20 protein-coding genes are annotated in these 18,963 nt (G+C 34.6%); 14 read left to right on the top strand and 6 right to left on the bottom strand.

Annotated features, from left to right (window positions below; all coding sequences use genetic code 11):
* The first annotated feature begins 11 nt into the window (after nt 1-11).
* Both HYD3684_RS08095 and HYD3684_RS08100 read left to right on the top strand, forming a co-directional pair.
* Nucleotides 12-2,042, top strand: a complete 2,031-nt coding sequence (locus HYD3684_RS08095) for a heavy metal translocating P-type ATPase (RefSeq protein WP_015420166.1) — start codon at nt 12-14, stop codon at nt 2,040-2,042.
* Between the two features lie 31 nt (nt 2,043-2,073).
* Complete coding sequence (locus tag HYD3684_RS08100; protein WP_015420167.1) at nt 2,074-2,622, top strand: DUF996 domain-containing protein; 549 nt, start codon at nt 2,074-2,076, stop codon at nt 2,620-2,622.
* Between the two features lie 9 nt (nt 2,623-2,631).
* Here HYD3684_RS08100 and HYD3684_RS08105 read toward each other — a convergent pair whose 3' ends face one another.
* Nucleotides 2,632-3,399, bottom strand: coding sequence for an EAL domain-containing protein (locus HYD3684_RS08105; RefSeq protein ID WP_015420168.1), 768 nt, complete (start codon nt 3,397-3,399; stop codon nt 2,632-2,634).
* 117 nt (nt 3,400-3,516) lie between these two features.
* Nucleotides 3,517-4,209 (bottom strand): 16S rRNA (cytidine(1402)-2'-O)-methyltransferase, encoded by a 693-nt coding sequence (rsmI, locus tag HYD3684_RS08110; RefSeq protein ID WP_015420169.1) that lies wholly within the window; start codon nt 4,207-4,209, stop codon nt 3,517-3,519.
* Nucleotides 4,210-4,257: 48 nt separating this feature from the next.
* Here rsmI and HYD3684_RS08115 point away from each other — a divergent pair, with 48 nt between their 5' ends.
* Genes HYD3684_RS08115 through murA form a run of 4 tightly spaced genes read left to right on the top strand, consistent with a single transcriptional unit; the run spans nt 4,258 to nt 8,193 of the window.
* Nucleotides 4,258-4,722 carry a ribosome maturation factor RimP gene (locus tag HYD3684_RS08115; RefSeq protein WP_015420170.1) on the top strand — a complete coding sequence of 155 codons (465 nt, stop codon included), beginning with the start codon at nt 4,258-4,260 and terminating at the stop codon, nt 4,720-4,722.
* Nucleotides 4,716-5,684 (top strand): transcription termination factor NusA, encoded by a 969-nt coding sequence (gene nusA / locus HYD3684_RS08120; protein WP_015420171.1) that lies wholly within the window; start codon nt 4,716-4,718, stop codon nt 5,682-5,684. Before HYD3684_RS08115 ends, nusA begins: the two co-directional genes overlap by 7 nt.
* The gene (rlmD, locus tag HYD3684_RS08125) at nt 5,684-6,931 is read left to right on the top strand and encodes a 23S rRNA (uracil(1939)-C(5))-methyltransferase RlmD (protein WP_015420172.1); all 1,248 of its coding nucleotides are present in this window, start codon (nt 5,684-5,686) and stop codon (nt 6,929-6,931) included. Before nusA ends, rlmD begins: the two co-directional genes overlap by 1 nt.
* A complete protein-coding gene (murA, locus tag HYD3684_RS08130; RefSeq protein WP_015420173.1) occupies nt 6,928-8,193 on the top strand; it encodes a UDP-N-acetylglucosamine 1-carboxyvinyltransferase in 1,266 nt (421 codons plus the stop codon). The genes rlmD and murA overlap by 4 nt, the downstream gene beginning before the upstream one ends.
* A 35-nt stretch (nt 8,194-8,228) precedes the next feature.
* On the opposite strand, the gene HYD3684_RS08135 is transcribed toward murA, so the two are convergent.
* The gene (locus tag HYD3684_RS08135) at nt 8,229-9,062 is read right to left on the bottom strand and encodes a TIGR04219 family outer membrane beta-barrel protein (RefSeq protein ID WP_015420174.1); all 834 of its coding nucleotides are present in this window, start codon (nt 9,060-9,062) and stop codon (nt 8,229-8,231) included.
* Between the two features lie 112 nt (nt 9,063-9,174).
* Here HYD3684_RS08135 and HYD3684_RS08140 point away from each other — a divergent pair, with 112 nt between their 5' ends.
* The 8 genes from HYD3684_RS08140 to HYD3684_RS08175 all read left to right on the top strand — a co-directional run bounded on the left by HYD3684_RS08140 (nt 9,175) and on the right by HYD3684_RS08175 (nt 16,756).
* Complete coding sequence (locus tag HYD3684_RS08140; RefSeq protein WP_041112969.1) at nt 9,175-9,519, top strand: hypothetical protein; 345 nt, start codon at nt 9,175-9,177, stop codon at nt 9,517-9,519.
* Between the two features lie 10 nt (nt 9,520-9,529).
* Nucleotides 9,530-9,964 carry a pyridoxamine 5'-phosphate oxidase family protein gene (locus HYD3684_RS08145; protein WP_015420175.1) on the top strand — a complete coding sequence of 145 codons (435 nt, stop codon included), beginning with the start codon at nt 9,530-9,532 and terminating at the stop codon, nt 9,962-9,964.
* Nucleotides 9,961-11,802 (top strand): replication restart DNA helicase PriA, encoded by a 1,842-nt coding sequence (locus HYD3684_RS08150; RefSeq protein ID WP_015420176.1) that lies wholly within the window; start codon nt 9,961-9,963, stop codon nt 11,800-11,802. Before HYD3684_RS08145 ends, HYD3684_RS08150 begins: the two co-directional genes overlap by 4 nt.
* A gap of 67 nt (nt 11,803-11,869) precedes the next feature.
* Entirely contained in the window at nt 11,870-12,439 is a 570-nt protein-coding gene (locus HYD3684_RS08155; RefSeq protein WP_015420177.1) for a carbon monoxide dehydrogenase beta subunit family protein, read from the top strand.
* 14 nt (nt 12,440-12,453) lie between these two features.
* A complete protein-coding gene (locus HYD3684_RS08160) occupies nt 12,454-13,659 on the top strand; it encodes a transketolase C-terminal domain-containing protein (protein ID WP_015420178.1) in 1,206 nt (401 codons plus the stop codon).
* Nucleotides 13,649-14,509 (top strand): thiamine pyrophosphate-dependent enzyme, encoded by an 861-nt coding sequence (locus HYD3684_RS08165; RefSeq protein WP_015420179.1) that lies wholly within the window; start codon nt 13,649-13,651, stop codon nt 14,507-14,509. The genes HYD3684_RS08160 and HYD3684_RS08165 overlap by 11 nt, the downstream gene beginning before the upstream one ends.
* Nucleotides 14,506-15,246 carry a 2-oxoacid:acceptor oxidoreductase family protein gene (locus HYD3684_RS08170; RefSeq protein WP_015420180.1) on the top strand — a complete coding sequence of 247 codons (741 nt, stop codon included), beginning with the start codon at nt 14,506-14,508 and terminating at the stop codon, nt 15,244-15,246. Before HYD3684_RS08165 ends, HYD3684_RS08170 begins: the two co-directional genes overlap by 4 nt.
* Before the next feature lie 46 nt (nt 15,247-15,292).
* Complete coding sequence (locus tag HYD3684_RS08175; RefSeq protein ID WP_015420181.1) at nt 15,293-16,756, top strand: NAD(P)/FAD-dependent oxidoreductase; 1,464 nt, start codon at nt 15,293-15,295, stop codon at nt 16,754-16,756.
* Here HYD3684_RS08175 and hemW read toward each other — a convergent pair.
* Genes hemW through HYD3684_RS08190 form a run of 3 tightly spaced genes read right to left on the bottom strand, consistent with a single transcriptional unit; the run spans nt 16,753 to nt 18,853 of the window.
* The gene (gene hemW / locus HYD3684_RS08180; protein ID WP_015420182.1) at nt 16,753-17,802 is read right to left on the bottom strand and encodes a radical SAM family heme chaperone HemW; all 1,050 of its coding nucleotides are present in this window, start codon (nt 17,800-17,802) and stop codon (nt 16,753-16,755) included. The two genes, HYD3684_RS08175 and hemW, sit on opposite strands and share 4 nt — an antisense overlap.
* Nucleotides 17,790-18,122, bottom strand: a complete 333-nt coding sequence (locus HYD3684_RS08185; RefSeq protein WP_012514674.1) for a YraN family protein — start codon at nt 18,120-18,122, stop codon at nt 17,790-17,792. The genes hemW and HYD3684_RS08185 overlap by 13 nt, the downstream gene beginning before the upstream one ends.
* The gene (locus tag HYD3684_RS08190) at nt 18,119-18,853 is read right to left on the bottom strand and encodes an SAM-dependent chlorinase/fluorinase (RefSeq protein WP_015420183.1); all 735 of its coding nucleotides are present in this window, start codon (nt 18,851-18,853) and stop codon (nt 18,119-18,121) included. The genes HYD3684_RS08185 and HYD3684_RS08190 overlap by 4 nt, the downstream gene beginning before the upstream one ends.
* Between the last annotated feature and the right edge of the window lie 110 nt (nt 18,854-18,963).

Genomic DNA, 18,963 nt, shown 5'->3' on the forward strand with positions numbered 1-18,963 from the left:
GAGTAAAATCAATGAAAATGAGCGAAATTCACAAATGTTATCAGTGCGGCATAAGCATCTCTGGAAATCCTATAGTTTTTAACGTAAAAGGCGTAGATAGAGAGTTTTGCTGTACTGGATGTTATCTGGTAAACAAGATTTCTGGCAACGAGACATCCCAAAGCGTACAGAAGTTTTTTATAAAGTTTGGTATAAGCTTTTTCTTGGCTGGTTATGTAATGATGCTCTCTTTTACCATATATGGGGGCGATGTGTCAAAAGATTATCACGATCCTATAGTAAAACTCACAAACTACTTCTTGCTTTTACTCTCTACCCCCGTTATGGCTCTTATTGGTTTTGATTATCTTGTAAACTCTATAAAAGCACTTTTAAGAAAATCCATTACCACAGACCTTCTTATAGCAATAGGTGCTTTTTCAGCTTACGGGATTTCTGTTTATTCTACGCTTATGGGTGTTGGTACACCTTACTATGAAACTGCCACTATGATAGTGGCGCTGTCGGCTTTTGGAAAGTTTATAGAGGCTTTTGGAAGGTATAGAGCTGCTAAAAGTATAGGCGAGACTAAAGATCTTTTACCAAGCTATGCTACAGTTGTAGAAAATGGTACTGAGAAGATCATCAGGATAGATGAGGTAAAAATAGGGGATATTGTAAAGGTAAAGCCCGATGAGATCATACCAGTAGATGGTATCATCGTAGAAGGAGAAGGATTCGTAAAAGAGAGTTTTTTTACAGGTGAGCAAAAACCGGTGGCTAAGTTTGAAGGAGATAGCGTTTATGCGGGAAGCGTTAGCATAGATGGGAGTTTTTTAATAAAAGCCATAAACGATTTTAATTCAAACACTATAAACAAAATCATAGAAAATATAGAACTTGCAAAGCTCTCTTTTGCCCCAGAAAAAAACATAGCCGATAAGATATCTGCTATATTTGTCCCCACCATTATAACATTATCCGCTATAACCTTTGGCTTTTGGTATTATGAGTCTGGTTTTGATAAAGCTCTTATGAGCTCTTTGGCGGTGCTTTTGATAGCCTGTCCTTGTGCTTTTAACGTAGCTGCTCCGTTGGCTCTTTGGAATGCGGCAAACTCCTTGGCAAGGCGTGGTATAATCTTGCAAAATCTAAGAGCCCTTTACAGCGTTAGACATATAAATGAAGTGCTTTTTGACAAAACCGGCACCATAACCTTAGAAAACTTAGAATACAGCGGTTATACTCAGTTTGGTGATGAAAAGGATTTCATAAAAAAAGTAGCTTCTATAGAAAACTACTCAAAGCATCCTATAGCTAAAAGCCTACTAAACCATTATCAAGGGGATTTTGTAAAACCATCGAAGGTTAGGATAATACCAGGTTATGGTATTGAGGCTTTTATAGAAGATAAAAAGTGGTATATAGGTTCTAAAGAGTTGATGGAAAGTATAGGCATAACACCAAAAGCTTGTGAAGAAAATTTATCTTGTGTATATGTAGCGGTGGATGGTAGGTTAGAAGGGACACTTTATTTTAAACAAAAGATAGATGAAAATGCCTTAGAGGCTATAAAGAGGTTAAAAGACATGGGTTATAAAGTAGGGCTTATATCTGGGGATGAGAGGGCTTTCGTGGAAGAGTTTTCAAATATATTTGACGAGGTTTATTGGTCTTTAAAACCCCAAGACAAACAGAAAGTTGTAATGGACAAAAAATCAAAAGGGGCAAAAATAATGTATGTAGGTGATGGTATAAACGATGCGCTTGCTATGGCGATTAGCGATGTAAGTGTAGCGGTGGCAAACGCTTCTGGTGTTGCAAGGATATCTGCAAGCATCTTGCTTTTTAATAAAAATTTAAAAGCTATACCCTGGATTATAAAATTTTCTAATCAAGTTAAAAAAATCATTTATACAAATTTTATATGGGCAAGCGTATACAACACCTTTGGTATTGCTTTGGCGATGGCTGGACTCATACAACCCATATGGTCAGCAGTTTTTATGATAATAAGTAGCGTTAGCGTGGTCTACAACTCCTCTAGGATAGAAAATATGTAATATATTATAATTATATTAGAGGAGGAAAATTATGGAAGAAAAAAACAATTCATCTGGGAACAAGGTGAATATATCCACACAAAAGATGCTGGGTGGGATTGGGGCTATTTTGATATTGTTAAGTGTCGTACCGGGAATCGGAATACTCTTTTCGATTGTTGGTGGCGTGCTTTTGATTGTTAGCATATATCAAATTAGCAATATGTTAAAAAAACCAGCTATATTTAACAAATTTATAATAGGTTTTGTTTTAGGTTTAATTGGATGGATTATAGCTCTTTTCTTTGGTTTGTTGAGTTTTGTTGGTATTGTAGTGTTTTTTAGTACGGGTATAGGTATAATTGCCATAATATTAGTTTATATACTTTTTATAGCGGCTACTTATTTTTATAAAAAAGCTTACAGTATGCTTGCTAACGCTCTAAACCATAAGCTTTTTAGCACTGCTGGCCTTCTTATGTTTATAGGTGCAATCACGATAATTTTGTTTGGTTTAGGTGCTATTTTACTATTTATAGGTTGGATAATACTTGCAGTAGCATTCTTTACAGCTCCGGAAGAAGTTGAGGTTGTAGGTTAAAGATAGCTGCTAAAATGGAAAATTTATCTCAGATTCATTGAATAAGTGCTCAAAAGCTGGCTTGGCAAATAGATAACCTTGCATAAGTTTTATACCTTTATCTTTTAGCCACAAAGCTTCTTCTACGGATTCTATGCCCTCTGCTATAATGCCTATATTCAAATCTTTTGCAGTGTTTATAATACCATTTACGATAGATTGTTTCACTTTTTCTTTATGAATATTGCGAATTAAGTATATGTCTAATTTTATAAACGACGGTTCTAGCTCTGCTAGTAGAGTAAGCCCAGCGTATCCTGAGCCAAAATCATCTATAGCGGTGCTAAATCCTTGTTTTTCGTAATATGAAAATATATCCTTTAGTTTATTTGGATCTCTTACTTCTTCGCTTTCTAATACTTCAAATATAATATTACTAATATCAAAGTTCAATTTGTTAGCAGCTTCTAAAGTGGTGCGAATACAAGCTTCGGGAACATAAACTGCGTTTGGCATAAAGTTTATAGATAACTTAGTTTTTATACCAAGCTTTGCTGCTAAAGCTATAGCCTTTATCCTACACTCTTGATCAAATCTATAACGATTTTTCTCGTTTACATGGGATAAAACCCATCCTGCACCTTGCCCTTCTTTACCTCTTACTAATGCCTCGTGAGCAAATATTTTTTTTTGTTCTATATCAACTATTGGCTGAAATGCGAATGTAAAATCAAAATCAAGTGGATCTGTACAATGCTCACACCCCGGATTTGGAATTTCGATATCTAACAAATTCATAAAGACCTCCTTTTTTGCTTTTATTGGTATAGTATAAGCAAAAAAAATGTTTTAGCGCAATGCTATATATCATTATCAAAATGAAAATATATTATATGTATTATTTCACTTTTAACTCTAGTTTGATTCTTTATTTAACGTATTTTCTTTTGAAAGCACTAAGACAATTTCACCTTTTATGTTGTTTCTTTTTTTAAGCTCTTCTATTACGTCTTTTATATTGCCTCTTATGTATTCTTCGTGTATTTTGGTAAGCTCTCTTGCTATAACTACTGTAATGTTTGGTTCTATGTGGCTTATAAGTTCCAATGTATCTAATATACGCTGTGGTGATTCGTATAGTATGTAAGACCCAGCATCAGAGCTAAAAACTTCCTTATAAAAGGATTCTTGGGATTTTCTTGGTGCAAAACCCAAAAACATAAAACTATGGGTTGGAAGTCCAGAACCTACTAATGCTGTAATAAGTGCGCAGGGTCCAGGGAGTACTTCTACAGGTATATCTTCTTTTATGCATGCATTTATAAGCTTAAAACCAGGGTCAGATATAGAGGGTGTACCAGCGTCTGATACAAGCGCTACGTCTTCGTCTTTTCTTATGAGGGATATGATTTTTCTTATTTGTATAGCTTCTTTGGGATGATAGTACGATAAAAGCGTTTTACCTTCTATGTTGTAATGTTTTAAAAGTATCTGAATTCTCCTTGTGTCCTCGCAAGCTATAAATTTTACCGATTTTAGGATATTTATCGCCCTTATGGTTATATCTTCTAAATTTCCTATGGGGGTGGGTACCACATAAAGCTTCATTATTATATTTTATCATATTGTTATATTTGGTTATGGTATAATAACACTATGCTAGATGCGAAAAAAATAGCTAATACTGTTAAAGATTTGGTTAAACCTATATCTGATAACCTTGGATTTAGACTGTTTGATGTTGAATTTAAACCAGAAAACGGTTGGGTACTGAGGATAATAATAGACAAAGAAGGAGGGGTAACAATAGACGATTGTGAAGAACTTTCAAAGCGAGTAAGCGCTCTTTTGGATGTAGAAGATGTGATACCAAATAGTTATTTTCTTGAAGTGAGTTCACCGGGTCTTACTAGAGAATTAAAAGAAAAATGGCATTACGAATTTTTCAAAGGTAAGTATGCAAGACTCTATTTGAAGGAAAAAATAGATAACAAACAAGAGTACGCTGGTTATATAGATAGTGTAGAAGATGATACGTTGGTGTTGAGGCTTTTAGATAAAACGTTAAAAATACCTTTTGATAAAATAGCAAAAGCAAGGTTGGATGTGGAAAAATGGTAAAGAATATAAAGAAACTAATAGAAAACGTCGCAAAAGAAAAAGATATACCGGCTAAAATAGTGGAAAATGCTTTAAAAAACGCTATAGCCTACGGCATTAGAAAAGAAAAACATATAAGGGGAAAAATTTATATAGATTTTGCAGATGATGATACTATAACAGCTTATATAATTTCTGGAAAAGAAAAAACTAAACTTGATATATCCACTGAGGATTTGAACCGTATAGCAGCTTATGCCGCTAAAGAAGAGTTTTTGAAAGAATTGGAAAATGCTGAAAGAGAGCGTGGGTTTTTAGAATACGTTTCTCAGGAGGGCAATATTGTACATGGTATAGTAAGAGAAATAACCAAAGACCAGACCGCTATTGTGGATTTAGGCCCTATAGATGCTGAGCTTCCAAGGAAAGAACAAATCCCAAAAGAAAGTTTCAAAAAAAACGATAGAGTGAAAGCGCTTCTTTTTTCAGTGCAAAAAGAAAGAGGTAGACCAGTTTTGTTGCTTTCCAGAACACACCCTAAGTTTTTAAGAAGGCTTTTAGAAGCTGAGATACCAGAAGTAGCAAGTGGGCTTGTGAAAATAGTTTCTGTTGCAAGGGAACCAGGTGAAAAGGCTAAGGTTGTGGTTGATACAGAAGATAAAAAGATTGACCCAGTAGGTGTGGTTATAGGCATAAAAGGTTCAAAAATAAACCCCATATCTAAAGAGCTTGCTGGAGAGCATATAGATGTTGTAAGATACTCTGAGGATAAAAAGAAGTTTTTAGAAAATTTGTTTTTTCCAGCTAAAATCCTTGATATAAGGGAATCAGGCAATCAAATAGAGGTGGCTGTTGACAAAGATCAAGTTTCTTTAGCCATAGGGAAAAGAGGTATAAACACAAAGCTAGCTTATAAAATACTGGGTAAACATATAGATGTGATGTCAAAAGAAGATTTTGATAAGCTAAAGAAGCTTTCCTGATGATAGTAGAAATTGAAAAACTTGTTCACAACGGCTACGGAATAGGAAGATTTCAAAACAGGGTATATTTTGTGCCTTTTACTTTACCAAATGAAAAAGTTAAGATAAAAGATATTATAAACAGAAAAGATTATTCTATGGCTAAATTAGAGACTGTTTTAGAACCAAGTCCCCATAGGATAGAGCCCATTTGTCCTTACTTTGGAAGATGCGGTGGATGTCATTTTCAACATATTGATTATACCGAACAGCTAAATCAAAAATCAAACATTCTAAAAGAGACGTTAAAAAAGATAGGTAACATAGAGATAGAGAATTTAAACGGCATTATCTACGATGAACCTTTTTATTATAGAAACCGTGTTAAGTTTAAGGTTAGTGATAAAGAGATTGGTTTTGTTGGTGTTGATGAAGATTTTGTAAATATAGAGCACTGCCCTATTTCTTCAAAAGCTATAAACGATCTTATACCCTTTTTAAAAGAGTTTGCCAAGCATTTTAATCCATCTTGGATAAGCGTGTTTTATTCGGATACGCAAAAAGAGTATATAATAAAGTTTGCCTCTTACGATTATATAGATAAGGAAAAGCTAAAAAAGTTTAAAGAACATCTTACTCCTAAGAACGTCGTTGGCATAACGCTTATAAAGGATGATAATAAAGAAGATAAAATTATATTTTCAATAGGAACTCCTTTTACTTTTATTGAGCTTTTAGAAATAAAATATAGAATAAGCATAAATAGCTTTTTTCAAGTAAATATAAAAGTAGCTCAAAAACTTTTACAAACGCTTTTAGAAAAAGAAAATTATTTTGACAGAGTATTGGATGATTATGGTGGTGTAGGACTTTTTGGCTTGCATTTGGCAAGACGAGTAGGCTCTGTTGATATAGCTGATATAAATAAAAGCTCAATAAATGATGCCGAATACTCAGCCAAGATAAACAACATAAATAATGCATCTTTTTATGTCCAAAACAGCTATATCTTTTTGAAAAAAAGCCTATCTAAACACGCAAACCTTCTTGTTTTAGACCCACCGCGTAGTGGTTTATCAAAGGAAGAGATAGACCTTATACTTCTTGGAAAACCTGATTACATATGGTATATATCCTGTGAGCCTTCTTCTTTGGCAAGGGATTTGAAGCTTTTAGGAAGAAAATATAAAATAAAAGAAATATATATGGCAGATATGTTTCCGCAGACTTATCATATAGAAACCGCTGTTAAGCTAGAGCTTGTATGAGTGACGCTTACCTTGTTATAGAACAATCAAAACATATGGAAGGGACTTTGGAAGTCTCTGGGGCAAAAAACGCAACTTTGCCTCTTATGGCAGCCACCATCTTGACAGAAGAGCCTTGCATCATAAGAAATGTACCAGATTTGCTTGATATAAAAAATATGATAGAGCTTCTTTCTGATATGGGCAAAAAAATCACAATGGACAAAAATACCCTATGCATAGAAGGGCCCATTTTAAACAAAGAAACCAGAGAAGACATAGTGCGTAAAATGAGAGCTTCTGTTTTGGTGATGGGCCCTCTTATAGCAAAGTATAAAAGCGGTAAAGTGTCCATGCCAGGAGGGTGTTCTATTGGGGCAAGGCCTATAGATCAGCATTTAAAAGCTGCCAAGAAAATAGGCGTAGATATTGAGATTGAACAAGGTTTTATAAATTTAAAAGCCCAAAACTTAAACCCTATTGATTTTAGATTTGATATGATAACGGTAACTGGCACTGAAAATGTGTTTTGTATGTTAAGCACATTAGAAGATGAATCAATACTAAGAAACATCGCTTTAGAACCAGAGGTGATAAACTTAGTAGATGCTCTAAGACAGATGGGTGTTTTGATAGAAATAGACGAGTCAGAAAGAACAGCCAAGATAAAAGGTAAAAAAGAGTTAAAGGGTTTTGATATAAAAGTAATACCAGATAGAATTGAAGCGGGTACGTTTATGGTTTTAGCCCTTGCCACTGGCTCAAAAATAAACATAGTAAATCTAAACGTAAACCATATAGAAAGTGTATTGCAAAAGCTTGAGATAGCAGGTGCTAAGATAGATATTTTGTTGCCTGATAGTGTCTTGGTTTATCCAAAAGAAGATAAAATAAACCCTTTATATATAGAAACCCTTGAATACCCTGGTTTTCCTACGGATATGCAAGCTCAGTTTATGAGTCTACTTTCTATAGCAGATGGGGAGTCTACCATAGTAGAAAATATCTTTGAAAATAGGTTTCAACACGCCCAAGAGCTTGCTCGTATGGGAGCTTGTATTACGATACATTCAAAAACAGCCTATGTAAAAGGTGTAAAAAGTTTAAAGGGTGCAGAAGTCTTTTCTACAGATCTTAGGGCATCTGCTGGGCTTGTAATAGCTGGTCTTATGGCAGAAGGCAAATCTATAATAAGGAATATATACCATCTTGATAGAGGATACGATCATATAGAACAAAAATTAGAAAAAATAGGCGCTAAGGTAAAAAGAATCAATTCTTAATTTTTTAAAAGCCCCAAAACGGGGCTATAAATTAATTAAAACTCTACACCTATCAAAGCGTATGGACCTTTTACTTTAACATCTGCATATACACTGCTTTGATCTATTTTTAGCTTTTCATATCTATAACCTACTTGGATAAATGGTACTATCGCACTTTTAAAAAGTCCCACTGGTGACAGCCTTAAACCAGCATTGTAGTTGTAGTAATCGTTGCTTCCGTAAGATACATAGTTTAGGTCTCCTACCAAAGATACTTGTTTTATAGGTGAAAACGTAACACCTACATGCCCCATAGGTACTGGTACTGTAAGGGATTTGCTTTCTGTATAATATCCACCAACAGATTGACCATTAATAGTTGCATTGTTACCTGTAAAAGTTTCGCTAAAATCTACTACCCTTACGTTTAGACCAAGTCTTACTTTTAGCATATCTTTTGTGGCTGTACTGATAAATGGAAGATGATAGTAAGCTTCTACATCAAATCTATCCATCTTTGCATATAGGTTGAAGTTTGCTTTTGCTTTGTAAGTTGCACCACCGAATGTAATTGGTCTACTTAGCGTACCGTAGCCACTAAAGCTCATAGGCATGTAATCAAGCTTTAGGTTTGGAAGAATTGGTAAGTTGTTGGTTATTCTTACACCTACATAAGGACGTGTCCTTTGTGAAAAATGAGCATCGCTTTTGAGGTCTATATAGTCATTAGACCCTTGTGCTTGATAAGACACGATACCAGAAGGGTCTTGTTCTACACCGCCAGCGTCTATACTGACGTTAAACAACGGTAGGGCTTGAGACAGCGCACATGCGCTCAAGACTCCTGTTACAAGTATGCCACGCTTTAAAAGCATCAGCTTTTTCATAAAAACCTCCTATTTAGTTTTTACTATTACATAAAAACTTTTGAAAATTTGTTTTCTGACATGATGATGTAATATACTTGCAAAAAATAAAATATTTTATAATTTTTAGCTTATGAAAGCAGCCATCTGTAAAGAATTTAAAAAGCCTTTGGTGATAGAAGATATACCAATACCAGAGATAGGCCCCGATGAGGTGCTTATAAAGGGTAGATTGTCAGTGGTAGGCGCTGCCCAAGAACCAATATATGTAAATCCCTTTGATCTCATAACAAAACGTATCGTGATAACTGGCTCTGCTATAGGTGGAAGAAAGCTTTTAAGAGAGATGCTTGAGTTTTCGGCTTTTAACAACATAAAACCCATCATTCAAGAGTACAAGTTTGAAGATGTAAACAAAGCGCTCGATGATCTAAGATCTGGTAAAATAGTATTAAGAGGCGTATTAAAATTTAACTAAGGAGAGGTCTATGCTAAATAGAGAACTTATAGATTTGATGAGAGATCTTTATGTGTTTCCCGTGGTGATTAGCACGGTTACCAACGATTTAAAACCCTACAGCGCTTTGATAAGCTGGGTATACCCTGTTTCTGAAAGTAAAATAAACATAGCTCTTAGCACAAAATCAAGAACCGCTCAAAATATAATCACAAACCCAAACGTATGTATAAGCATATTTGCTCAAGATACGGCCATAGTGGCTCATGGAAAGGGCTATCTAAAAAATAGGATAGAAGAAGTGCCTTTTGATGTATCTGCTTTTAGTATAGAGATAGAATCTGTGGAAAGTAATCTATTTCCAGGGGCTACTATACTTGGACCTATAGCTTTTGCCCATACTGGAAACATAGAAAAGGCTGTTAATCTTGATAAGATAGTGATAGAGTATCTTAAAAACGTTTGATATTAAAACTAGCCACCGAGTCTAGGGCTCTACAAGAAGTTTACACAGATGATGAAGACGTGCCACCAGCAGGCACGCGTATTTTTTACATTGGACTTGATGGTTCCATAAAAGGCGGTATCCTTTGGGGTTATGATGCAAAAGCTGTAAAATCAGAAAAAACAGTTGTTTACAAAGATAAGTTACCCATAGTAAACCAAAGCGTATTTGAAGCTGTAAAAGATGCAGGTGAATACTATCTTTACCCAGCTTATACACTTTTAGCAAAGATTATTCCAGATATAATGTTTAAAGTTAACGATAAAAGCTTGAAATTAAAGAAAGATGATGAAGATTTTACAGATAAAACGTTTAAACGTATTTTTAGGCTTTTAAAAAAAAGAAAACTATCTTTAGAAGAAGCTTATAAAAAATATACTAAAAACGCAGTGGATTTTTATATAAAAAAAGGTTTTTTGGAGGTAGAAAACAACGTAGGGCCATTGGTAAAAATTGAAGATATAGATATAAAACCCTCTAATGAAGGACACTTTTCAAAGAGACTAAACATAGAAATAATCACAGGAGATTACAAACAAAAAATTAAGGATATAACAATAGGACCATTCCAATCCCTTGTGGTGGTTCCATCTAAACATATGTTTGATAACTTTAGAGATATCTTTGAAGATGCTATTTTTTTGAAAAGCCCAAATACAGTATCAGAGGCAAGGTTTTGCTATGAAAGCGCTATGAAAGAAGATAGAGTTTTTGTAACTACGCCTTTTGGACTGGTGCTTCCTTTTTATAATCTGAAAAACGTTGTACTAATAGATGATATGTACTCAGAATTTTATAAATCAAAAAAAGAGCCTTATTTAGATTTTAGAAGACTTGCTTATTATGTGGCAAAGCATTACGGTGCAAATTTATACCTTGTTTCTTTGACACTAAGCATAAACGATTATTTCCTTTACAAGGAAAAGAAAGCAAATCATATTCATATAAGCGTTAAACTGCCACATATAAAAATAGTAGAGAAAAAGGATAAAAACTTTCTAATAGATGATGAAACTATAGATATAATTAAACAGCATATCGATAAAAATATACTATTTTATGTGAACAAATCTGGTTATAGCTATGCTTATTGTGAAAGATGCAACGCTCTTGATACATGCGTTTATTGTGAGTCTTATACCACTTATTTTAAAAGCCTAAATACCATAAAATGCACAAAATGTAAAAATGTAAATCAAGAGGGCGTTTGCTCTAGATGTGGCGGGCCTTTAAAGACGTTTGGTGCTGGTTTAGAACAATATAAAGAATACATAATTTCTATGTTTGGGGACAGGGAAAACTTTTCTTTTGATACTATAGAAAAAGAAGATACTTATGATATAGTGTTTGCTTTTTCCTTAGAAAACTTGTTGTTTGCTCCAGAATTAAGCGCTAGGGAAATTTATCATCATAAGCTTTGGAGTCTTTCTTTAAAAGCAAAAGAACTTTTTGTGTTAGAAACCACTCACGTTGATAAATACGCTTTGGAATCTATCTTAAAGAACGATCAATTTATTTTTTTAGAAGATGAACTAAAAAGAAGAAAACTCAACAACGATCCTCCTTTTACAAAAGCCATACTGATAGAAATGGGAAAAGAAATATACGATCTTTACAAAGAGCTTTCTGAAGAGGATTTTTTTTATGTTTCAAAACCCCGTTATTTTTATGAAAAAGGGGAAAAACGTTTTAAGCTTTTAATAAAAGTAAAAAACACAGCAAATATAAAAAGATTGGGTCATTTGTTAAAAAGCTATAAAAATTATAAAATTCATGTTGGTATAGAATCTTTCTTATAATTAAAAACATTGAAAAAATTTTAATATTATATTAAATTATTATCTCAAACTTTAAACGGAGGTTATAATGGCTACACTGGGGCCTTATCATTTCTCACCGTACCCTACGGCAATAGTAGAAGGTGTATTAACACCACCACCTGGTAAAGGGCTTTTGTACAACGAGATTGTAGACGAAGAAGTGGCCATGCGTGAGGCTGCTAAAGAGATGCTTACAAGGGAAAACCCAACTATATTTGTAGGACCCCTCATCATATACGCTTGGAACGAAGAAGCTAAGGAAATGGCAAAGCTTGTAAGAGAAATGGCGGAAGTCTTAAATGCCAAGATTATACCTATGGTTGACTATAGACCAAAGTATCCAAAAATAAATCCCGAAGTAGAGATAAACCCAAACCATCCAAATCTTACAATATGGCACAACAATATAAAAGCATGTATATTTATAGGCGTTCACTGTCATTTTGCAAATATAGCTTTGAAGATCATAAGAGCTGAAACGGATTGTTTAACAATAGCTATGTGTGCAAAAATGGGTCATGAAGATGCTATGATAACCGTTAGAGATCAACATCCAGAGGATGTGAGAAAGTTTATAGAGATAGCTAAGCAAGTAAAGAAAGAGTTAGGTAAGTAAAGGAGGTTTTTGTTATGGGTAACAACGGTACTTACTCAGGCGTTAATAAATCGGGACAAAAGATTGTCTCACCAGATTATTTGCTTTTTGAAGCACCTAGAGAAAAGGTGTTTATGACGGGCTCCGAAGCGGTTAAAGAAGCCGTTAAAAGAGCTTCAGTGGATGCATCTGTATCATATCCTATTACACCGCAATCAGAAGCTGCTCATTTGATTGGTGAGCTCTGGGTAGAAGGTTATGTAGGTGTATACTTTAGAGGCGAGTCAGAATTTGGTGTTATGTCAGAAGTAGCAGGATGCTCAATGGCTGGTGCTAGAGTAATAACAACCACCTCTGGACCAGGAACCCTAAGAGCCATGGAAAACTTTCCTATGTGGGCAGGTTCTAGATTGCCTATACAGCTTGTTTTGATGGCAAGAGGTGTGAACGCCCCTCTTACGATACAACCAGACAACTTAGAAATAAGCTTTTTACTTGATACAGGTGTTATGATATGGCACGCTGAAAATGCTCAAGAGCTTTTTGATATGATTTTGGCTGGTTTTGTAGTGGCAGAAAAAACCGATGTACACGTACCCATCATCACCGCAATAGATGGTTTCTTTATATCTCACACAAGGGAATCTATAATGATTCCACCAGAAGATATAGCTCTTCCTCCTTACAATCCTTATACGTCACCAACACCAATAATAGATGCTGAAATAGCTCCTGGAAGATATATAAAAGACCCGTTTGTTATGAAATCAAACTACATATCTTACGCTACTCACGCAAGCTGGCAATGGGAAGTAAGAGCAGCTATAGAACGCTCTAGACCTTACGCTAAACACTATCTAAAAGGTTTAATAGAAGAGTACGGTGATCCTGAAGCAGAGCTTGTGTTTGTGGCAAGCGGAACTGCAGCTTCACAAGCTAAGGAAGCTACAAGAATGCTATTGGATGAAGGTATAAAGGCAAAGGTTGTAAAAGTAAAAAGCATTAGACCATTCCCACATCAAGAGCTTTTAGAAGCTACAAAAAATGCAAAGTACATAATGGTCCCAGAGTTTAATATTGTGGGATGGTTAGAAAGAGAAGTAAGAGCAGCTTTCTATGGAAAGTCAAATGCTACCATAATAGGTACGCCAAGGGTAGCTGGTGGTATGACAATGCCACCAGAAATTATATACAAAGATGCCTTAAAGATCTTAGGCAAGGAGGTAAGCTATGTCCTTTAATATATATAAAGTAAACGAAGAGCTTAGAGAATTTATGCCTCCAGAAATACTGGAGCTTGAAGAAAAAGCCACTTGGGGTAATCCTAAAAGGGGCGTAATGGATTTACCCTATGCAAAAGAACTATTAGAAGAGCATTCTCTTTGCGCAGGATGTCCAGAGTCGGATGCTTTTAGATATATACTTGCATCTTTGCCAAATCCAGAAGATACCATAATTGTAAATTCCACTGGGTGTACATCACTTGTGTTTCCTCATATAGCCTTACATACTGTTCACTCTTTGTTTGGGAACCAAAATGCGGTTGCCAGCGGTATAAAAAGGGTTTTAGAGTATAGATTTCCTAATAAAGTAAAAGATGTCGTGGTGTTGGCGGGTGACGGTGCTACTGTCGATATAGGTTTAGATTGTACATTACAATCTTTCTTCAGACAAGAGAAAATCACCACCATATGCTACGATAACGAAGTTTATGCAAATACCGGTGGTCAAGAAAGCGGTTTGACGGTGAAAGGCCACGTGTTTAAGATGGCTCCCAAGGGTAAACAGTGGGATAAAGTCCCTATGTGGCAACTTGCTATAGATTCAGGTTGTCATTACGTGGTAAGGATGACAGTCTCATCACCTCGTAGGGTTGAACAAGCTGTTAAAAAAGCTATATACGTAGCTAGAGAAGTAGGTCCAACATATATTCATCTTTACACACCTTGTATACTTGAAATAGGAAGAAACTCAGATGAAGGCTTAGAAGAAATGAAGCTTGGTGATAAAGAAAGGTTTGCTTTCTTTGAATATATGACTCCTCAAGCAGAGGAAGTGATTAAAAGGAAAAAGGAGGAAGGTTTAATATGACAATTCAACAACCAGTAAGGAAACGTCTTAATATACGTATGCCAGCGTTGGGTGGTCAAGGAGCCGTTACCGCAGCTCACATTATAGCTACCGCAGCAGACTACGAAGGATACTATGCTGTTTCAAATCCATTCTTTGGCGCCGAAAAACGTATGGCTCCTGCTGAATCTTATGCTCGCATAGGTATAGAACCTATATACGACAGAGGAGAAGTGGTTTATCCAGATATCATCATGGTTTTTCACCATCACGTTATTACCATGGGTAAATCTTATACTATGCCTTTTTACTCTGGTATAAAAAGAAACGGTATCATCATAATAAACACCGACGAGGAACTTTTGAAACCAGAGGATTATAAGAAGCTTGATTCTATAAACGTAAAAGTTTTAAACTTCCCAGCTACCAAAATAGCTATAGATATAGCAGGCACAGAGCTCTCTACAAATATGGCCATGATAGGTGCTTTGTTTGGTGCTACTCAGATAGTTGGTTTGCCTGCTATAGAAGAGGGTATAAAATCAAGGTTTATGAAAAAGTTTGTAGCCTCTGGTGGTACAGCTTCTTTGGACTCAGCACTAGAAAGAAAGTTTAAGAAAAAATTGGAGCTTATAGAGAAAAACCTAAATACCGCAAGAGAAGCTTTCAACATGGCTTTGGAATGGGCTAAGGAAAACGGTATTAGTCCCATGCTTCCACCTGCTCCAATGAAAAAACAAGAACCTGTTCAAGCTTAACATACCATCCTCCGCCTTTTGGCGGGGGAATCTATATATATATTAAATGTTTGATTTTGCTGTAGTAGGCGCTGGTATAGGTGGTTCTGTTGTATCTTCTATTTTAAATAATTTAGGTTATAATGTGGTTCTTTTTGAGAGACTTGATTATCTTTGTGGATGTGCTGGTACTTTTAAAAGAAAAGGTTATTACTTCAACGCAGGGGCAGCTACTTTCGTTGGATTAGATGGCAATTTGCCGCTTGCAAAATTAAAGCATCTTTTAAATCTTGAATTTCCAGTTAAAAAGATAGATCCAAGTCTTAAAATCTACATCAAAGATAAAATCATCAACAGATATCAAGATAAAGATATGGCTTTTGAGGAAATTCAAAAAGCCTTTTATGATAAAAACAACAAAAAATTTTGGAATACCATTTATACAACATCAGACTTAATATGGCAAATGCTTTACGATTTTTTGCCGCAAGCCTCTAATTTGCCATCTACTAAGCTTATCTTAAAAGCTTTTAAAAATATTGACAAGATTGTTAAAATTGCTCCTAATTTTTTTAAAAATGCAAAAACTTATGCTTTACATACGCTAAATAATTTGGATAAAGACTATGAAAGATTTTTATCATATCATACTCTTATTACTGCTCAAGGTTTTCTTGATGAAGTAAACGTTGGAGTGGCTTCTCTTGGACTTACTTATCCAAACCTGGACAATTATTATGTATTGGGTGGTATGGACAAGGCTTGTGAGGTTTTTGTTAAAAACTTAAAACATGTGTTTAGGAAGACCACCGTTAAAAAAATTAAACATTATGAGGATAAATTTGTTTTGGAAACCACAGCTGGGGAGTTTGAAGCTAAAAACGTAATATTAAACAAAACTATTTTTGATATGTTTGAGCTTTTTGATGATCCATATATAAAGGAATTTTCTTTTAAAAGCCAGAAGACTTTTACTAAAAAATGGGGCACTTTTACCATGTATTTTATGGTAGATGATATATTTGACGAGGGTTTTGAATACCATCACTTTATACTTTTGGACGAAGAGATACCTTTTACAAAAAGTAAATCTATTTTTCTTTCTATATCTGCAAAAGAGGATACGCTTCTTTCCATAGAAAACAAAAGGAGTATAACAATATCTACTCATTCTGAAATAGATTCATGGTTTGATGTGGATAAAGACGAATATAAAAGAAGAAAGAAGCTTGTAGAAGAATTTATCTTGAAAAAGCTTTACGAATATATACCCATTTTTAAAAATGCAAAGCTTTACAATGTAGAATCTGGTACTCCGCTTACTTTTAGGCGCTATACATCGAGGTATATGGGGGCTGTTGGCGGGATTCCCGTTATAAACAAATACTTTTTTAATTATCCAAGACCTATAACCCCTAAAAAAGGTGTATACGTAGTTGGCGATACTGTATTCCCAGGACAGGGCTGGCCAGGAGTGAGCTTAGGTGCTATAAATTTAGCCCAACTTATAGATAAAAACTTTAAAATTTAGATAACCTCAGATATTATTGAGTTTGATATAAGCCAAAACTCTGGTTTTATAAAAACTCTACCATTTTCTTCCGAAAAAAAATCTTTAAGATGATGTGGTATGTTTATCAAAGAGCTATCTACACCTTTTATCGTTCTAAGGCCCATCATTATCTTGTTTTTCTTATGTTCTTCTTCGTTTATGGCTTTTAGACTAAAGTGCTTTTTTAATACTTTTTCTTTGTATAAGTTTATATCTTTTGGGTTTGAAAACATAAACGCTTCCACCTTTGAATGAGCTCCAGCTCCTAAACCAAGATAGTTTTTGTATTCCCAGTAAGCCATGTTGTGCTTTGACTCATAAGCTTTTTTTGCAAAGTTTGATATCTCGTAGTGGATATAGTCCTTTAAAGTTTTTCTTAAAAGCTCATAAAACAAAGCTATGTCATCTTCATGTTTTTGTTCATCTTTTTTTGAGTAAAGGGCTGTACCAGGATAGTATGTGAGCATGTAAAAAGAAATATGAGTAGGTTCAAAAGAAACTGCAGTTTCTATATCTTCTAAAAATTCTTCTTTTGTTTGCTCTGGCATACCAAATATGATGTCTAAATTTATATTCTCAAAACCCGCTTCTTTTGCATATAAAATGCTTTTTATAGCATCTTCTTTTTTATGAACCCTTCCAAGCCAAAGAAGATGATGCTCGTTAAAGCTTTGCACACCAAAGCTAAGCCTATTTATACCAATATCGTAAAGCTCTTTAAAATCGTCTTTTTCGTAATCTTTTGGGTTTAGTTCCATTGTAATTTCTTCTACTTTTGATAGGTCTATTAGGTTTTTGAGCTTTTTAAAAAAAAGATTATAATGTTTTGGTTTAAAGATAGAAGGGGTACCACCTCCAAAGTATACGGTTTTTATATTAAAATCAAAATCATAAAGCTTAAGCTCTTCTAATAGAATATCAAAGTAAGAGTCCTCCTCTTTTTCTACCACAGAATAAAAATCACAATAATGGCATTTTGACGAGCAATAGGGTATGTGTATGTAAAGGTGTTCTACCAAAGGCATAGGTTTTCCAAATGACGTATTTGGTCTTTGTAAATAAATATTGCGTCTATTTGGATATTATCTAAATCTATACCGTTTGAAAGGGCGTATTCTGTAAGGCAAAGTCTTATCCGTTCTAACTTTAATCTATCTATGCGCTCTTCTGGAAGTCCGTATGTATCTGTGTTGTTGCCTTTTACCTCGAAGGCTATTAGCTTGTTTTCTTTTGTGGCTATTATATCTATCTCGCCTCTTTTACATCTGTGATTTCTTTTTAACACCTTGTATCCTTTTTCTAAAAGCCATGAAAAAGCCATATCTTCAAACTCTTTACCCTTCATAAGATGAGTTTAAAGCTTTTAGCATGACTAAATTCTTTGAAAGAACCTTGGTTTATAAAAAACTCAAAGTATCCAAAGCTTCCACAAGTAATACCAGGGGTATTTTTTGGAGCCTGTGAAAAATACTCAAAGTACTCTATTTTTTTATCTTCTATAATGGCGTATTTTATCTTGGTGCAACCTACGTTTGTAATGGCGTTTCCAAACCTATCGTAAAAAAGGATAGAGCCTTCTATAGTATTGTCTTTCAATACCGGTTTTGGAATATCTAAACTGTGTTGGTAATTAACCTTAGGTCCTAAAAAATCTATGGATTTTAGTTTGTGAATCCAAGCTGATGCAGGGGCAAAGATATCTCTTCCATGAAACGTGTTTGATGTGGGTTTTAGTATATAAGGATGATTTGATATATCAACGCAATAGGGCTTTTCTTCAAACACCATATCAAATATGCCGTTCATAGGTCCTACAAAAAAATAATCTTTGTATTTGCAGGCTATTGGTAACCTTGAGGAGCCAACCCCTGGGTCTACTACGCACATAAATACCGTTTCCCTGGGAAAGTACTTGTAAGAAGAGACCAAGTAAAAAGCCCCTTTTAGTATGTTAAAAGGTTCTATGTTGTGTGTGATATCTACTATTTCAACATCTTTTTCAACAGAATAAATTACGGATTTTACAATACCCACATATGGGTCATCTGTTCCAAAATCAGTTAAAAGCGCTATCATTCAATTAAGTATAGCATACTTTTTTAACATAATTTCTATTTTATGCTTCATTTTTATAGCTTGATTTTGTTTTATTAATTTTTTATTAAGGTTCTTTAAGCATTTAGATA

The sequence above is a fragment of the Hydrogenobaculum sp. 3684 genome, from assembly GCF_000213785.1.
In the GTDB taxonomy this organism is placed as follows: domain Bacteria; phylum Aquificota; class Aquificia; order Aquificales; family Aquificaceae; genus Hydrogenobaculum.

Coding starts and splice junctions, on each gene's coding strand:
- HYD3684_RS08095 (WP_015420166.1), top strand. CDS start 12: ATGAAAATGAGCGAAATTCACAAATGTTATCAGTGCGGCATAAGCATC.
- HYD3684_RS08100 (WP_015420167.1), top strand. CDS start 2,074: ATGGAAGAAAAAAACAATTCATCTGGGAACAAGGTGAATATATCCACA.
- HYD3684_RS08105 (WP_015420168.1), bottom strand. CDS start 3,399: ATGAATTTGTTAGATATCGAAATTCCAAATCCGGGGTGTGAGCATTGT.
- rsmI (WP_015420169.1), bottom strand. CDS start 4,209: ATGAAGCTTTATGTGGTACCCACCCCCATAGGAAATTTAGAAGATATA.
- HYD3684_RS08115 (WP_015420170.1), top strand. CDS start 4,258: ATGCTAGATGCGAAAAAAATAGCTAATACTGTTAAAGATTTGGTTAAA.
- nusA (WP_015420171.1), top strand. CDS start 4,716: ATGGTAAAGAATATAAAGAAACTAATAGAAAACGTCGCAAAAGAAAAA.
- rlmD (WP_015420172.1), top strand. CDS start 5,684: ATGATAGTAGAAATTGAAAAACTTGTTCACAACGGCTACGGAATAGGA.
- murA (WP_015420173.1), top strand. CDS start 6,928: ATGAGTGACGCTTACCTTGTTATAGAACAATCAAAACATATGGAAGGG.
- HYD3684_RS08135 (WP_015420174.1), bottom strand. CDS start 9,062: ATGAAAAAGCTGATGCTTTTAAAGCGTGGCATACTTGTAACAGGAGTC.
- HYD3684_RS08140 (WP_041112969.1), top strand. CDS start 9,175: ATGAAAGCAGCCATCTGTAAAGAATTTAAAAAGCCTTTGGTGATAGAA.
- HYD3684_RS08145 (WP_015420175.1), top strand. CDS start 9,530: ATGCTAAATAGAGAACTTATAGATTTGATGAGAGATCTTTATGTGTTT.
- HYD3684_RS08155 (WP_015420177.1), top strand. CDS start 11,870: ATGGCTACACTGGGGCCTTATCATTTCTCACCGTACCCTACGGCAATA.
- HYD3684_RS08160 (WP_015420178.1), top strand. CDS start 12,454: ATGGGTAACAACGGTACTTACTCAGGCGTTAATAAATCGGGACAAAAG.
- HYD3684_RS08165 (WP_015420179.1), top strand. CDS start 13,649: ATGTCCTTTAATATATATAAAGTAAACGAAGAGCTTAGAGAATTTATG.
- HYD3684_RS08170 (WP_015420180.1), top strand. CDS start 14,506: ATGACAATTCAACAACCAGTAAGGAAACGTCTTAATATACGTATGCCA.
- HYD3684_RS08175 (WP_015420181.1), top strand. CDS start 15,293: ATGTTTGATTTTGCTGTAGTAGGCGCTGGTATAGGTGGTTCTGTTGTA.
- hemW (WP_015420182.1), bottom strand. CDS start 17,802: ATGCCTTTGGTAGAACACCTTTACATACACATACCCTATTGCTCGTCA.
- HYD3684_RS08185 (WP_012514674.1), bottom strand. CDS start 18,122: ATGAAGGGTAAAGAGTTTGAAGATATGGCTTTTTCATGGCTTTTAGAA.
- HYD3684_RS08190 (WP_015420183.1), bottom strand. CDS start 18,853: ATGATAGCGCTTTTAACTGATTTTGGAACAGATGACCCATATGTGGGT.